Source organism: Paracoccus methylarcula, assembly GCF_003007735.2.
GTDB classification, from domain to species: Bacteria; Pseudomonadota; Alphaproteobacteria; order Rhodobacterales; family Rhodobacteraceae; genus Paracoccus; species Paracoccus methylarcula.
In genome coordinates this window covers 1-15660 of sequence record NZ_PXNQ02000014.1, presented here as the reverse complement: position 1 = coordinate 15660, position 15660 = coordinate 1, and the positions used below count along the sequence as shown (strand labels likewise).

Sequence of the window (15660 nt, the reverse complement as noted above, 5' to 3'; positions counted from 1 at the left end):
ACACGCGGGTGATGAAGCGCGCAACGCCGCTTGGGCGAAACCCGCGCGCTTCTATCGCCCATGGCACAAGGAAATGCCCCCGCACCGGGTTTCAGCGGCGCGGGGGCTGTTGTCAGGCTGCGCCTCTTGCCGGGCGGCTGGCTGCTTCGATAGGCGCGCGGGCAACCGTGGAACCCGCAACCTTCGCCTGACTTAACTGAAAGGGGCCGGTCTCCCGGCCCCGTCCTTTCATCAACTACACCCGCTGGTGCCGCCGCAGGTGTTGCACTTCATGCAGGTGCCGTTGCGCACCAGCGTGTAATTGCCGCATTCGCCACAGGGATCGCCCTCGTATCCCTGCATCCGGGCCTTGGTGCGGGGGTCGGGTTCACTCGTCGCAATCGCGACCGGAGCTACTTGATACGATGCCGCGGTCTCGGTCATGCCGCTGGCGACCGCCCGGGGCGAGGCCCCGCCCTGCAGCACCATCAGCTCTTGCGGCAGGCGCTTGCGCAGGTAGCCCGCGCTGCTGATCTGTTTCAGCATGGTCAGGGATTTCAGCTCGCCCTGGTCGCTGACCGGGGCGACATTGCTCTTGCCCTCGCCCTCGCCGCCGCCGAGATCGTCGAAGCTCGCGCCCTCGGGTTTCACATGCGCCAGATCCGTGCGGTCGAGATAGGAGACTGCCAGTTCCCGGAACACGTAATCGAGGATCGAGGTCGCGTTCTTGATGCTGTCATTGCCCTGCACCATGCCTGCCGGTTCGAAGCGCGTGAAGGTGAAGGCGTCCACGAACTCTTCCAGCGGCACGCCATATTGCAGGCCGACCGAGACCGCGATGGCGAAATTGTTCATCATCGCCCGGAAGCCCGCGCCTTCCTTGTGCATGTCGATGAAGATCTCGCCCAGGGCGCCGTCGTCATATTCGCCGGTGCGCAGATAGACCTTGTGCCCGCCGACGATGGCCTTCTGGGTGTAGCCCTTGCGGCGCTGCGGCAGTTTCTCTCGATGGCTGCGCACGGCCTCCTTGACGATGATCCTCTCGACGATCTTCTCGGCGATGACCGTGGCCTTTTCCTGCGCGCTGCCATTGGCCAGCACCTCTTCGGCCTCCTCGTCATCCTCGACCAGCGCCGAGGCCAGCGGTTGCGACAGTTTGGAGCCGTCGCGGTAAAGCGCATTGGCCTTGATGCCGAGCGACCATGACAGCTCATAGGCGGCCAGCGCGTCGGCAATCGTGGCGGTGTTGGGCATGTTGATCGTCTTGCTGATCGCGCCCGAGATGAAGCTCTGCGCCGCCGCCATCATCCGGATATGGCTATCGACCGAGAGGTAACGCTTGCCCTTCTTGCCGCAGGCATTGGCGCAATCGAAGACCGACAGATGCTCGTCCTTCAGGAAGGGCGCGCCCTCCAGCGTCATGGTGCCGCAGACATGGTCATTGGCGGCCTCGATCTGCGCACGGGTAAAGCCCAGATGGCGCAGCAGGTCGAAGGTCGGATCGTTCAGCTTGTCGGCGGGGATGCCAAGGGTTTCGCGGCAGAATTCCTCGCCGAGCGTCCACTGGTTGAAGACGAAGCGGATATCGAATGCAGTGGCCAGCGCGGCCTCGAGTTTCTCGATTTCGCGCGGGCCGAAACCGTGGCCGGTCAGCGCGGTGTGGTTGATGCCGGGGCAATTGCCAAGCGAGCCGTGACCGACCGCATAGGCGATGATCTCCTCGATCTGCGAAGAGGGATAACCCAGCATTTCCAGCGCCGCCGGAACCGACTGGTTGATGATCTTGAAATAACCGCCACCGGCCAGTTTCTTGAACTTGACCAGGGCGAAATCGGGCTCGATCCCGGTCGTGTCGCAATCCATGACCAGTCCGATGGTGCCGGTCGGCGCGATCACCGTGGCCTGCGCGTTGCGGAAACCGTGATCCTCGCCCAGGGTCAGCGCCTCGTCCCAGGCCTCGCGGGCAACGGCGACCAACCGCTGATCGGGGCAGTTGTCGGCGTCGAGCGCGACCGGCTTGACGTTGACCCCGTGATAGGCGTCGGTGCCGAAGGCCGCGGCGCGGTGGTTGCGGATCACCCGCAGCATGTGCTCGGCATTGCGCTTGTAGCCGGGGAATGTGCCCAGTTCCGAGGCCATCTCGGCCGAGGTGGCATAGCCTACGCCGGTCATGATCGCGGTCAGCGCACCGCAAAGCGCCCGGCCCTCGTCGCTGTCATAGCCAAGGCCCATATTCATCACCAGGCCGCCGATATTGGCATAGCCAAGCCCGAGCGTGCGGTAATCATAGGACCGCTGCGCGATCTCCTTCGAGGGGAACTGCGCCATCAGCACGCTGATTTCCAGCGTCACGGTCCACAGCCGGGTGGCATGGACATAGGCATCGGCGTCGAAACGGCCGTCGTGGTAGAATTTCAGCAGGTTCATCGACGCCAGGTTGCAGGCGGTATCGTCGAGGAACATGTATTCGCTGCACGGGTTGCTGCCCCGGATCGGGCCGTCCGCAGGGCAGGTATGCCAGGCGTTCACCGTGTCGTGGAACTGGATGCCCGGATCGGCGCAGGCCCATGCGGCATGGCCGACCTGGTCCCACAGCTCGCGGGCGGATATGGTCTTGGCGGTCTTGCCATCCGTGCGGCGCAGCAATTCCCAGGGGGCGTCATCGCGCACCGCCTGCAGGAAGGCATCCGTCACCCGCACCGAGTTGTTCGAGTTCTGGCCCGAGACACTGACATAGGCTCGGAATCCCAATCGGTGTCATAGGTCGGGAATTCGATGCTGTCGAAGCCCTGCCGCGCATATTGCAGCACGCGGTTGATATAGGTTTCCGGGATCATCACCTTCTTGGCGCCGCGGATCGCGGATTTCAGGGCGTCGTTCTTCGCGGGGTCGGTCGCGTCCTCGATGCTGCCGTCCCATTCGCCGATGGCGGCGAAGATCTCGTTCAGCTTCGCCTCATGCGCCTTGGAGCCGGCGACGAGGCTGGCGACCTTCTGTTCCTCGATCACCTTCCAGTTGATGAACTGCTCGATATCAGGGTGATCCATGTCGCAGATCACCATCTTGGCCGCACGGCGCGTGGTGCCGCCCGACTTGATCGCCCCCGCCGCGCGGTCGCCGATCTTGAGGAAACCCATCAGCCCGCTGGATTTGCCGCCGCCCGAGAGGTTCTCTCCCTCGCCGCGCAGCGAGCTGAAATTGGTGCCGGTGCCCGAGCCGTATTTGAACAGCCGCGCCTCGCGCACCCACAAATCCATGATGCCGCCGTCATTCACCAGGTCGTCGGCGACGGATTGGATGAAACAGGCATGCGGCTGCGGATGCTCATAGGCGCTGTCGGATTTGACCAGCTTGCCGGTCCTGTAATCGACATAGAAATGCCCCTGCGACGGCCCGTCGATGCCGTAAGCCCAGTGCAGCCCGGTATTGAACCATTGCGGGGAATTCGGCGCGGCCATCTGCCGGGCCAGCATGTGGCGCATCTCGTCGTAATAGGCGCGGGCATCCGATTCATCGGTGAAATAGCCGCCCTTCCAGCCCCAATAGGCCCAGGCACCCGCCAGCCGGTCAAAGACCTGCCGGGCGCTGGTCTCGCCGGTATAGCGCGCCTCTTCGGGCAGGCCCTCCAGCGCCTTTTCGTCGGCCACGCTGCGCCACAGGAATTCGGGCACGCCCTTTTCCTTTACCCGCTTCAGCGCTGCGGGAACGCCGGCCTTGCGGAAATATTTCTGGGCGATCACGTCGCTTGCGACCTGGCTCCAGCCCTTGGGGATCTCGACGCTGTCATTGCGGAAGACGATCTTGCCGTCCGGATTGCGGATCTCGCTGACCGTGGTGGTGAATTCGATCTCGCCATATGCGCCACTCTTTTCGGTGGTAAAGCGCCGTTCGATCTTCATGTCCTGCCCCTCTGGTGCCTTGTTACTGTCCCTCGTCCGGAACTGCGCCCTGTCACGACAGGCAAGCCGACGCCGCCACCCGGTCGCACAACCGGGCCCGGCAGGCAGATCGCCGCCAAATCGAGATGAACCAAATTCCGGGCCTGGCCGCGATGCTGTTTCCGGGTCGCCCCACCACATCTTGTGCCGCCATGGCCACATCACACAAAGTGACGCGTTATTGTCATCGTTTCAACTTATTTTTTTGAGAATCTGGGGACAGATTGCCGTTGACATCCGCGTGAACCCGTTTGGCGGGATTCGCACACAATCCGGAACCCGAAAACACCGGAAATGCGGCCATATGTAAATTTATAACAATGAATACAGAAAGAAACGCATGGAAGTTCAGCCTTCTTCCACAGGGTTATCCCTGGCTCATCCACAAGCTGTGCACAGCTGGTGCAGTTAAGCCACAATGACCGATTATCGAGGCGTTGGGGACACCGGGCGGATGATTTCGCGGCATGTCACGATCAGATCCAGCGGCTGATCGAAACCTTCCGCCGGGATCGAGGGCAGTTCCTGGCTTGCGAAGGCCAGCCCGATGGCGGTCACAGGCCCCTGTCCGCGCAGCAATTCCAGCGTTCTGTCATAATATCCCCCGCCATAGCCGATGCGATTCCCCGCCCGGTCGAAAGCCGCCAGCGGCACGATCAATATCTGGGGGGATAGCACCGACGATGATTCGGGCGGATGCGAGGTTCCGAAGGGACCCGGCTCCAGGGAATCGCCGTCCCATGCCCGAAAGACCAGCGCCACCGCCTTGCCGGTCACGACGGGCAGGCAGAGCGGGCCGGAATGCGCCCGCATGGCGGGAATCGGATCGGCCTCCCCCCGCATCGGCCAGTAACCCGAGAGGATCTTTCCGGCATGGGGTTCCAGCGCCGCCCCCAGATGCCGGGTAATCCCGGCCTGATCGCCCCCCTGCCTTTCCCGTGCTGCCAGCGCCTGCTGACGCAGGGCGGATTTCTCGGCGGCGCTCATAGCAGTACCGCCGAGGCAAGGCCGAGAAAGGCGAAGAAGCCGACGACATCGGTCACCGTGGTCACGAAAGTGCCCGATGCCAGCGCCGGATCGGCCCCCAGCTTCTCCAGTGTCAGCGGGATCAGAATTCCGGCGAGCGCGGCGATGGCCAGGTTGATGATCATCGCGATCCCGATCACGGCGGCGAGCGACATGCCGTCGAACCAGATCCACGCGACCACCCCCATGACAACGGCGAATGCCAGCCCGTTCAGCACGCCTACCGCTGCTTCCCGCTTGACGACACGCCAGACATTGCCGCCGGTCAGGCTCTTGGTCGCAAGCGCCCTGACCGCGACAGTCAGGGTCTGCGTTCCGGCATTGCCGCCCATCGAGGCTACGATGGGCATCAGCACCGCCAGCGCCACGATCTGCTGGATCGTCGTCTCGAAAACCGCGATCACCAGCGAGGCGACGATCGCGGTCACCAGGTTCACCATCAGCCATGGCAGGCGCTGGCGCAGGGTCTCGATCACCGTGTCGGTGATCGCCGATTCCTCGCCGACCCCGGCGAGGCGCAGGATGTCCTCTTCATGCTCCTCGTCCAGGACCGACATGGCGTCGTCGATGGTGATCACCCCCACCAGCCGGTCATCCTTGTCCACGACCGGGGCGGAGATCAGGTGATACTGGTTGAAGGCATAGGCGACATCGCCCTCGTCGGCATAGGCGCTGATGGTGCGGAAGCTTTCCTCGGACAGCTCGTTCAGGGTGACATCGCGGCGCGATGCCAGCATCCGCCCAAGCTGGACATAGCCGACCGGATGACGGCGCGGATCGACGAGGATGACGTGATAGAACTGCTCGGGCAGCCATTCCTCGGCCCGCAGGAAATCGATCATGTCGCCCACGGTCCAGTGCTCGGGCGCCGTCACGACCTCGGACTGCATCAGCCGGCCGGCCGAATATTCGGGATAGGTCAGCGATTGCTGGACCGCCGCGCGGTCGGAATCATCCAGCGCGGCAAGGATCTCGGCGCGCTCGGGCTCGTCCAGGTCCTCGACCAGGTCGACGACATCATCGCTGTCCATCTCGCGGACGGCTTCGGCCAGCACCTCGGGCGGAAGCTGTTCGAGCACCTCTTCGCGGATCGATTCGTCGATCTCCGAAAGGATCTCGCCATCGATCTCGCCGGAATAGAGCGCCAGGAAATCCCGCCGTCCGGAAGCGTCGAGCCGCTCGATGATGTCGGCGATATCGGCGGCATGCATCGGTTCGAGAAGTTCATTCAGCCGGGCCGCATCCCCGGCCTCGATCGCCGTGTCGATCTGTTCCAGCAATTCACGCCGCGGCAGGAACTCGTCCTCCTCGCGCTCCGGCGGCATCTCGGCAATCTGATCCTCGGCCTCGGGGCGCTCGTCGTCACTCATCCGGGATCTCCTGTCCTGCGATACTGGTTATCTGGGCTGAATAGACCGCGCCGGTCAGGCGTTCAACAGATCAAGCGCCTGCCGGTGCAGAAGCTCGGTGGCCGCGGCGACGACCTGTCCACCCTGCGCCGCGGAACCGCCCTGCCAATCGGTCACGATGCCGCCGGCGGCCTCGATCACCGCCAGCGGTCCGGCGATGTCATAGGATTGCAGCCCGGCCTCGATCACCAGGTCCACCTGCCCCAGGGCCAGCAAGGCATAGGCGTAGCAATCCAGCCCGTAGCGGGTCAACCGGACCTTTGCCGCCACGCGCCGGAACGCCGCCGCCTCGGCCTCGGTGCCAAGTTCGGGAAAGGTCGTCATCAGCACCGCCTGTTCCAGCGCCACGCCATTTCGCACTGCCAGTGGCCTTTGCCCCATCGGGCCGGTCAGCCGGGACAGGCCGAGCCCACCTTCGAAACGCTCGCCGATATAGGGCTGATCGATCAGGCCGTAGCGTATCCCCTGCCCGTCCCCAAGCCCGATCAGCACACCCCAGCTCGGGGCGCCGCAGATGAAGGCGCGCGTCCCGTCGATGGGATCGAGAATCCAGGTCAGCCCGCTGCTGCCTTCCTGGCGGCCATATTCCTCGCCGAAGATCGCGTCCTTTGGGCGGCGGCGCGCCAGGACCTCCCGCATCGCCATTTCGGCGGCGCGATCGGCCTCGGTCACCGGGTCGAAATCCGCGGGCCGCTTGTTGTCGGTGGCAAGCGAGACATCGCGAAACAGCGGCAGAATTGCCCGCCGGGCGGCATCCGCCATCTCATGCGCCGTGTCGATGATATCCTGCGCGTCTCGCATGGCCGCCCCCATCCTGTCCGCCAGGGACAGGTCTAGCGCCGACCGCCGCGAGCTTCCAGCCCCCATGGCCGCGCGCGGCGCAGCAGGCCGCGCGTCGGCGTCACATGTCAGGCGACATTCGACAGGACACGCGCGAGTTCGAAGATCTGGCGGCGTTGCGTTTCGGGGATGGCATAATATGCCCGCACCAATTGCAGGGCCTCCTTGTCGGCGAGGATATCCCCCTCGATCTCGCCCATGGCCTGTTCATGCAGGCCTTCGAAAAAGAAATTCACCGGGACATCAAGAGCATGAGCAATATCCCACAGGCGCGATGCCGAAACCCGGTTCATCCCGGTCTCGTATTTCTGGATCTGCTGAAACTTGATCCCGACCTTGTCGGCAAGCTGTTGCTGAGTCACGCCGATCATCCAGCGACGATGGCGAATCCGCTTCCCGACATGTACATCCACACTGTGCTTCATACCAAACCTCGTTACACAATTATAAATTGAACCTATCTCCGCCTCACAATCAGCGGGTGACAACACCGCAAGCATACCAAACCCAGAGTAAAAATACAGACAAAGTTCAAAGGGTGGTGGAAACCGGAGAAACTGTTACAAACCGGCGGGATAATTTCACCTTTTAGATGAATGTTCAATGCCAGACAGAATCAGGCTCGCAAAAGTGAACGCATATGGCGAGGATCCCGTCGTGGTCGAATCGCCCGCCCCCCCGTATTCCGGGGCTGGCCTGCTGCTGCGCATGCGCTGCGCGGCCCTGAATTTCGCCGACCTGCTGAAGGCGAGAGGCGAATACCAGGAACGGGAGGAGCCGCCATTCATCCCCGGCCTCGAAGGTGCCGGCGAGGTATTGGAGACAGTGCCGGGTAGCGGATTCGCGCGCGGCGACCGGGTAGCGGTCCGCCATCCCGGCACGATGGTGCAGGTGATCGAGGTCCCGCAGGGAAGCTGCCTGAAGATCCCCGACCGGATGAGCTTCGAGCAGGCGGCGGGCTTCCAGATCGCCTATGGCACCAGTCACCTTGCACTCACCCTGCGCGCGGTCTGCGGCCCGGAGAGACCCTTGCCGTTCTTGGCGCGGCGGGCGGCGTCGGGTTGACGGCGGTCGAGATCGGGCGGGCCCTGGGCGCCCGCGTGATCGGAATCGCCCGCGGTGCCGAAAAGTTGCGGACCATTCGCGAGGCTGGCGCCGAAGAGGTGATTGACAGCGCCGATTGCCCCGATCTCAAGGCGGCATTGCGTGATCTGGGTGGGGTGGACGTGGTATATGACCCGGTGGGCGGCGCGCCGGGCGCGGCGGCATTCGGCGCGCTGCGCCGGGGCGGGCGATTTCTGGTCATCGGTTTCGCGGCTGGCCGCAGGCCCGAACTGCCCCTCAACCACGCATTGGTCAAGAATATCGCCATTCACGGGCTTTACTGGGGCGGCTATGACCAATTGGAGCCCGCCGCCCTCCGCAACAGCCTGTCGGACCTGTTCCGCATGTTCGAGAGCGGCAGGCTCAACCCGGAGGCTAGTTCTCCCCTGCCCCTGTCGCGCCTTGCCGAGGGCTATGAAATGCTGCGCAGCCGCCGCGCGGTCGGAAAGATCCTCATTTCCCTCTGATCCACGCGTATTTGACCTTAACGACAGTTGAAACATTGCGGGTTCTCGCCAATATAATGGCCATGACAGCAACGCCATTCCTACAGGGGAGACATTGATGGCAGAATACAACTCTTACCGTACCGCGCAGGGCGTCGGCACCCGCTCGGCGGTGATCGATGAAGGGCTGCGGGCCTATATGAACCGTGTATATGGGCTGATGTCGGTCGGAATGCTTGTGACCGCCGTCTTTGCCTGGGGTATCAGCACGCTCGCCGTCGATGCCAGCGGTCAACTGACCGCGCTTGGTTCGGCGATCTACATGTCGCCGCTGAAATGGGTGATCATGTTCGCCCCGCTGCTGGTCGTCTTCGGCTTCGGCGCCGCGCTGAACCGCCTGTCGGTTCAGGGAGCCACCATGGTCTTCTACGGCTTCGCCGCCCTGATCGGCCTGTCGATCAGCTCGATCTTCCTCGTCTACACGGCCTTCTCGATCGTGCAGACCTTCCTCGTGACGGCCATCGCATTCGCCGGCCTGTCGCTGTGGGGCTATACCACCAAGAAGGACATCTCGGGCTGGGGCAGCTTCCTGATCATGGGCGTGATCGGCCTGATCGTCGCCTCGATCGTGAACATCTTCCTCCAGTCCAGCGGCCTGCAATTCGCGATCTCGCTCCTCGGGGTGCTGATCTTTGCCGGTCTGACCGCCTATGACACGCAGAAGATCAAGAATACCTATCTGCAACTGGCCGGGTCGGACAGCGAATTCCTGGGCAAGACCGCGATCATGGGGGCCTTGCAGCTATACCTGGACTTCCTGAACCTGTTCATGTTCCTGCTCTCGTTCCTGGGCAACCGCGAGTAATCGCAGCCCATCCGACGAAATCGGCAAAGGCCGGGCATTCGCCCGGCCTTTCATTTTGGTGCGCCCGGAAAGAAAGGACCTGCCCGGCTTGCGTCACATCGCGGCTTCTTCTTCAGATCAATATCCTGCGGGGGGATCGTCGTGAAAACGACGATGGGGGGCGCAAAGCCCCCCAACCAGTTCCGTCACGCCCAAAGCGCAATCAGAAATGGATCGCCCGTCCATAGGCGTCCAGAACCGCCTCATGCATCATCTCGGACAGGGTCGGATGCGGGAAGACCGTCTCCATCAGCTCGGCCTCTGTCGTTTCCAGCGTGCGGCCCACGACATAGCCCTGGATCAGTTCGGTCACCTCGGCGCCAACCATATGCGCGCCCAGCAATTCACCGGTCTTGGCATCGAACACGGTCTTGATCATCCCCTCGGGTTCGCCCAGGGCAATCGCCTTGCCATTGCCGATAAAGGGGAAACGGCCGACCTTGATCTCGTATCCCTGCTCCTTGGCCTGCGCCTCAGTAAAGCCGACGCTGGCGACCTGCGGCTGGCAATAGGTGCAGCCCGCGATCGAGTTCGGCTTGACCGGATGCGGATGCTGGCCCGCGATCAGCTCGGCCACCATGACACCCTCGTGGCTGGCCTTATGCGCCAGCCAGGGCGCCCCGGCGAGATCGCCTATGGCGTAAAGCCCCTCGACCCCGGTGTGGCAATATTCATCGGTCACGACATGGGTGCGGTCGATCTTGACGCCCATCTCTTCCAGCCCCAGCCCCTCGACATTGCCGACGATGCCGACGGCCGAGATCACCGTGTCGAATTCCATCTTCTCGGTCTTGCCGCCGGTCTCGACATGGGCGGTCACCTTGGAACCGGCGCGATCCAGCTTCTTGACCGTCGCCTTCTCCATGATCTTCATGCCCTGCTTGACGAATTGCTTCTTGGCAAAGGCGCTGATCTCGGCATCCTCGACGGGCAGCACCCGGTCCATCACCTCGACCACCGTGGTATCGGCACCGAGCGTGTTGAAGAAACTGGCGAATTCGATGCCGATCGCGCCCGATCCGATCACCAGCAGCTTCTTGGGCATATGCGGCGGTTTCAGCGCGTGCTTGTAGTTCCAGACCAGCTTGCCGTCCGGTTCCAGCCCCGGCAATTCCCGCGCCCGCGCGCCGGTGGCCAGCACGATGGATTTCGCGGTGACCTCTTCGGTTCCCTTGTCGGTCTTGACGCTCAGCTTGCCCTTTCCGGTCAGCTTGGCCTCGCCCATGATGACGGTGACCTTGTTCTTCTTGAACAGATGGCCGATGCCGCCCGACAATTGCTTGGCCACCCCGCGGGAGCGGTCGACCACCTTGTCCAGGTCAAAACCCACCTTGTCGGCGGAAAGGCCGAAATCCTTGGCCCGCTCCATCAGGTGGAACACCTCTGCGCTGCGCAACAGCGCCTTGGTGGGAATACAGCCCCAGTTGAGACAGATGCCGCCCAGATGTTCGCGCTCGACACAGGCCACTTTCAGGCCAAGCTGCGCCCCCCGGATCGCCGCCACATAACCGCCCGGTCCTGCGCCGACCACCACCATATCGAAATTCTGAGCCATCCGGTCCCCCGATTGCTGAAGATAGTTCAGCGTTAAACCATTATTCGGAGGTCAGCAAGCACCGGGGCGACAACCCGCGCTCAGCCGGTCGGCGATGCCTTTTCGTCATCGTCGGGGCGGTCCTCATCCCTCTCCTCTTCGGTCGGAGGGATGTCGTCGGCCTGCGCCTCGTCCAGCGCGGTCTCAAGCGCCAGTGCGGTGACATTGGTCCCGATGGCGGCATAGCTGCCCTGTTCCTCCGGAGACAATGCGGGGCGGCGCGTCATCCGCCAGCCAGCGTAAAGCGTCACCGATGCCAGCAATGCGCCCATATAGATCCAGTATCCATCCGGGCCGATCACACCCATCAGCCAACCGGTGATCAGCGGACCGCCAAGCGAGCCGACGCCATAGATGAACAGCAGCCCCGCCGAGGCGGCGGCCATGTCCGACTGGTCCAGGTAATCATTGGTATAGGCCAGCAGCATCGCATAGATCGGATGCGACACGCCGCCCAGCACAGCACCGGCAAGCGCCAGCCCGAGCGAGCCCGGTTGCGCCACCACCACGATCAATGTCGTCAGCGCCCCGATCGCTGCCAACATCAGCACCAGCTTGCGCCGGTCGATGCGGTCCGACACCCAGCCAAGCGGGTATTGCAGCACCAGCCCCCCGGTATAGATCGCCGCCACGAAGAACGAGATCTCGGCCACGGACAGCCCGATCTCGGCCCCCCAGACCGAGGACATTCCCGACAGCGCCGCGAACACGCCGCCCATCAGGAAGATGCCCACGCAGCCAAGGGGCGAGGCCAGGTAAAGCTGGCGGAAGGACATCCGCTTGATCGTTTCGAATGACGGTGCGGGACGGGCCGACAGGAGGATCGGCGTGAAGGCCAGCGAGACCAGCACCGAGGGGATGGCGAATAGCAGGAACCCCGCCGGATCGCCGACATTCAACAGGGCCTGTGCCGAAACGATGCCCAGAAGCTGCACGACCATATAGGCGGCCAGCGTCTTGCCGCGGTTCTCGTTGGTCGAGGCCTCGTTCAGCCAGCTTTCCGCCGTCACATAGACGCCGCAAAAGCAGAAACCGATCAGGAAACGCAGGATGGTCCAGGAAATCCAGTTCGGCCCGATGGCGAACAGCACCAGGATCGCCGAGATCATCGAGCCGAGCGCCGCGAAGACGCGGACATGACCGACATTCTGGATGATGCCCGGCACCGTCAGGCTGCCCAGCAGGAAGCCGCCGTAATAGCCGGCCATGACGACCGACATCTGGAAGGTCGCGATATGTTCGATCCCGCCGCGGATACCCAGCAGCGTCCCATGCATCCCGTTGCCGACCATCAGCAACAGAACGCCAAGCAACAGCGGCCATGTGCTGCGCATCACCGAACTCATATCGAAACCCGTCCTTCGTCCTCTTGCACCAGATTTGGTCAAGCGTTCTGCCCTAAACCCGATCACTGATGCTTTCCAGTGCCGATAGGATCTCAGGGTAACAGAAGCGACGCGTCTCCATAACTGAAGAATCGATACTCTTCCGCGACGGCATGTGCATAAATGCGTTGGATTTTATCCATTCCCATAAGCGCCGAAACCAGCATGAGCAGGGTCGATTTCGGCAAGTGGAAATTGGTCATCAGCCCGTCACTCACCCGGAAGTGATAGCCGGGATAGATGAAGATCTCGGTCGTACCGGCAAAAGGCTGAATCCGCGCCTCTTCCGTCGCCGCCGATTCGATCAGCCGCAGCGCCGTGGTGCCGACCGGGATGACCCGGCGCCCCTGCTCCTTCGCAGCGTTGATCCGGGTGGCGGCCTCTTCGCTCACCTCGCCCCATTCGGCATGCATCCTGTGGGTGGCGACGTTCTCGACCTTGACCGGCAGGAAGGTTCCCGCGCCGACATGCAGGGTGACATGGACGAATTCAACGCCGCGCGCCTCCAGCGCCTCCAACAAGGGGGTGTCGAAATGCAGGCTGGCGGTCGGGGCGGCGACGGCGCCCTGCCTGGCGGCCCATACGGTCTGGTAATCCTTGCGGTCCTGTTCGTCGGGCGCACGCAGCGAAGCGATATAGGGCGGCAGCGGCATCGCCCCGACCTGCGCCAGCGCCGCGTCGAACGCGTCACCCTCGGCATCGAAGCGCAACCGCAGGCCGCCATCCGTGATCGCGGCGACCTCGGCGGACAGCGCCTCGCCGAAACGGATCACCTCGCCCTCGCGCAGCTTGCGCAGCGGTTTGGCCAGCGCCTGCCAGCCATCCGCAGCGGGTTCAAGCAGCGTCACCTCTATCTTCGCCACCGCTTCGCCCTGCCCGGTTTGCCTTGTCCGGGTTCCGGTCAGCCGCGCCGGGATCACCTTGGTGTCGTTCAGCACCAGAAGATCGCCGGGACGCAGGATCTGTGGCAGATCGTAGACATGCCGGTCCACGATCCCCTGCCCTTCGGCCAGCAGCAGGCGCGCGGAACTGCGCGGCCGCGCGGGACGGGTCGCGATCAGATGCTCGGGCAGGTCGAAATCGAAATCGGAGAGTTTCATGGCAGCGCTTTTGCGCTGGCCCACCTCTCCGGTCAAGTTGACGTCGATCAAATCACGGGAGATTCCATCGCCATAAAGCCAAAGTGAAAAACTTGGTCTTTACATGGCCGACAATTTTGGTAGGAGTTGCCGGACAGGAGCTTGCCCATGATCGTCTGCCACTGCATGCAAATCTCGGATCACGACATCCACGCCGCGGTCGACTGGATGCGTGCCGCCGATCCGCAGACGATCATCACGCCGGGCAAGGTCTATCACGCCCTCGGTAAACGTGCAGATTGCGGCAGTTGCATGCCGCTGTTTCTGGACACCATGCGCCACTGCGATAGTCTGGGTGTAGCCCCGCCGATTTTGCGGGCAAGAACAGGCAGCATGGAGGGCTCCCGAAATGAAGGGCGACAAGAAGGTCATCGAATATCTCAACGCCGCACTGCGGTCTGAATTGACGGCTGTCAGCCAGTACTGGCTGCATTATCGCCTGCAAGAAGACTGGGGTTACGGACGGATCGCGGACAAGTCGCGGGCCGAATCGATCGAGGAAATGCATCACGCCGACCGGCTGATCCAGCGAATCATCTTTCTCGAAGGCCATCCGAATCTGCAAAAGCTGGATCCGCTCAGGATCGGTCAGAACCTCAAGGAAACGCTCGAATCGGACCTGGCGGGGGAGCATGACGCGCGCACCCTCTATATCGAGGCGCGGGATCATTGCGAAAAGGTCGGTGATTACGTCAGCAAGCAGCTCTTCGAGGATCTGATCGCCGATGAGGAAGGCCATATCGACTTCCTCGAAACCCAGATCGAGCTTCACGGCACGATAGGCGCCGAGAAATACGGTCTGCTCAACGCGAAACCCGCCGACGAGGCGGAATAGGACGCAGCCCCGACCGACCGACCGGGCGGATGCTGGGTGCGCTTCAGCATGTGGCGCACCCGCTGTTTCCGCCGGATCCCGGCAATCGCTACGATGCGAAGCGGCAGCCTTTCCGCCCGGCCAGCACCGCTTCGCGCGCATGCGCGGCCTTGAGCGCGGCCTGACCATTCATGTAATTGCCAACCGCCGCGGGCCAGGAAAGCACGATGCCCCCGGGACAGGAGGGTAACGAGACCGCAATCAGTCAGGAGAGCGGAACCGTGATGCCGGGGCCGGGCTCGGCCATGCGGCGTGCCAACGACAATTCAGTTGCACGGTACATGGCGAAAGCCCCCGGCACTCCGCCAGAAACCGTCATTTGGATCGATCGATGACATCGTCCGGGAAACGGTGAACCGGCCCGATGGGTCGCATCATTCGGAAACCGCCTAGATCAGACCGTGCAGCAGAGAGCCGTTTGCGTCATCCGCGTGAGGCCCGGAATCGTCATTCGTCTCCGGCTGCCCGATGAATGTGATATTGGGTAGAAGACCGCCAAGCAGCCCCTCGCCCGCTTCCAGGGTCTGACCGATCGCGGCGAAGATATCCGGGCCTTCGCTGCTACCGGCCTCTGTCATGACATCGGTTTGCAGGTTATCCGCCACAGTCTCCGCTGCGCCGGTCAAGGCCGTGGAAGCGGTCTCGACGGCATCGACCGGCGCCTCGTTGGCATCATCATCTGAAGGCCCCCCGGCAAGCGCACCCAGCGTGCTGGTCAGCCCCCCGAGAAGCCCGCCCTGGCCAAGGAGACCATCTGCGATATCCACCACGGTGTCGGAAACCGTTTCGACCGTATCGCCCACCGTTTCGACAACCCCGTCCACCACGCCGTCATCACCCAGAACGGCATCGGTAACACCGGTCAGAACAGTGGAGGCGGTTTCGACAACCGGGTCGGTGATCGTTTCCAGCGTTTCACCGACATTGTCGACAAGCTCCAACACCACGCCGCCTTCCCCAAGCAGATCGCCGGCCAGGTCGGTAACGGATTCCAGCGTTTCACCAACACTGTCGACAAGCTC

Annotated in this window: 12 protein-coding genes and 2 pseudogenes; 5 read left to right on the top strand and 9 right to left on the bottom strand. The window is 62.9% G+C overall.

Annotation, left to right across the window (positions count from 1 at the left end; genetic code table 11):
- Positions 1 to 231: 231 nt before the first annotated feature.
- The 5 genes and pseudogenes from A7A09_RS18690 to A7A09_RS18670 form a co-directional block, all read right to left on the bottom strand.
- Positions 232 to 3878 (bottom strand): annotated as a pseudogene (locus A7A09_RS18690) (vitamin B12-dependent ribonucleotide reductase).
- Between the two features lie 465 nt (positions 3879 to 4343).
- A complete protein-coding gene (locus A7A09_RS18685) occupies positions 4344 to 4904 on the bottom strand; it encodes a 5-formyltetrahydrofolate cyclo-ligase (protein ID WP_106692805.1) in 561 nt (186 codons plus the stop codon).
- A complete protein-coding gene (gene mgtE, locus A7A09_RS18680) occupies positions 4901 to 6313 on the bottom strand; it encodes a magnesium transporter (protein WP_436277810.1) in 1413 nt (470 codons plus the stop codon). The genes A7A09_RS18685 and mgtE overlap by 4 nt, the downstream gene beginning before the upstream one ends.
- A 54-nt stretch (positions 6314 to 6367) precedes the next feature.
- Entirely contained in the window at positions 6368 to 7153 is a 786-nt protein-coding gene (gene hisN / locus A7A09_RS18675) for a histidinol-phosphatase (RefSeq protein WP_245999467.1), read from the bottom strand.
- A gap of 107 nt (positions 7154 to 7260) precedes the next feature.
- Complete coding sequence (locus A7A09_RS18670) at positions 7261 to 7617, bottom strand: helix-turn-helix domain-containing protein (protein WP_106692803.1); 357 nt, start codon at positions 7615 to 7617, stop codon at positions 7261 to 7263.
- A 178-nt stretch (positions 7618 to 7795) separates the two neighbouring features.
- Here A7A09_RS18670 and A7A09_RS22200 point away from each other — a divergent pair, with 178 nt between their 5' ends.
- From A7A09_RS22200 to A7A09_RS18660, 3 genes are all read left to right on the top strand, one after another.
- Complete coding sequence (locus A7A09_RS22200; protein ID WP_366466320.1) at positions 7796 to 8257, top strand: alcohol dehydrogenase catalytic domain-containing protein; 462 nt, start codon at positions 7796 to 7798, stop codon at positions 8255 to 8257.
- On the top strand, positions 8254 to 8763 hold the full coding sequence (locus A7A09_RS22195; protein ID WP_366466318.1) for a zinc-binding dehydrogenase: 510 nt from the start codon (positions 8254 to 8256) through the stop codon (positions 8761 to 8763). Before A7A09_RS22200 ends, A7A09_RS22195 begins: the two co-directional genes overlap by 4 nt.
- Before the next feature lie 97 nt (positions 8764 to 8860).
- A complete protein-coding gene (locus A7A09_RS18660) occupies positions 8861 to 9607 on the top strand; it encodes a Bax inhibitor-1/YccA family protein (RefSeq protein ID WP_106692802.1) in 747 nt (248 codons plus the stop codon).
- A 202-nt stretch (positions 9608 to 9809) separates the two neighbouring features.
- On the opposite strand, the gene lpdA is transcribed toward A7A09_RS18660, so the two are convergent.
- From lpdA to queA, 3 genes are all read right to left on the bottom strand, one after another.
- Positions 9810 to 11201, bottom strand: a complete 1392-nt coding sequence (gene lpdA, locus A7A09_RS18655) for a dihydrolipoyl dehydrogenase (protein ID WP_106692801.1) — start codon at positions 11199 to 11201, stop codon at positions 9810 to 9812.
- A gap of 80 nt (positions 11202 to 11281) precedes the next feature.
- Positions 11282 to 12586, bottom strand: coding sequence for an MFS transporter (locus tag A7A09_RS18650; protein ID WP_106692800.1), 1305 nt, complete (start codon positions 12584 to 12586; stop codon positions 11282 to 11284).
- 92 nt (positions 12587 to 12678) lie between these two features.
- Positions 12679 to 13725 carry a tRNA preQ1(34) S-adenosylmethionine ribosyltransferase-isomerase QueA gene (gene queA / locus A7A09_RS18645; protein ID WP_106692874.1) on the bottom strand — a complete coding sequence of 349 codons (1047 nt, stop codon included), beginning with the start codon at positions 13723 to 13725 and terminating at the stop codon, positions 12679 to 12681.
- Between the two features lie 147 nt (positions 13726 to 13872).
- Between queA and A7A09_RS18640 the strand changes: the two genes are divergently transcribed.
- Both A7A09_RS18640 and bfr read left to right on the top strand, forming a co-directional pair.
- Positions 13873 to 14166 carry a (2Fe-2S)-binding protein gene (locus A7A09_RS18640; RefSeq protein ID WP_106692799.1) on the top strand — a complete coding sequence of 98 codons (294 nt, stop codon included), beginning with the start codon at positions 13873 to 13875 and terminating at the stop codon, positions 14164 to 14166.
- On the top strand, positions 14114 to 14599 hold the full coding sequence (bfr, locus tag A7A09_RS18635) for a bacterioferritin (protein ID WP_106692798.1): 486 nt from the start codon (positions 14114 to 14116) through the stop codon (positions 14597 to 14599). Before A7A09_RS18640 ends, bfr begins: the two co-directional genes overlap by 53 nt.
- Positions 14600 to 15027: 428 nt before the next feature.
- Here bfr and A7A09_RS20900 read toward each other — a convergent pair.
- Positions 15028 to 15660, bottom strand: a pseudogene (locus A7A09_RS20900) (hypothetical protein); the annotation flags it as partial.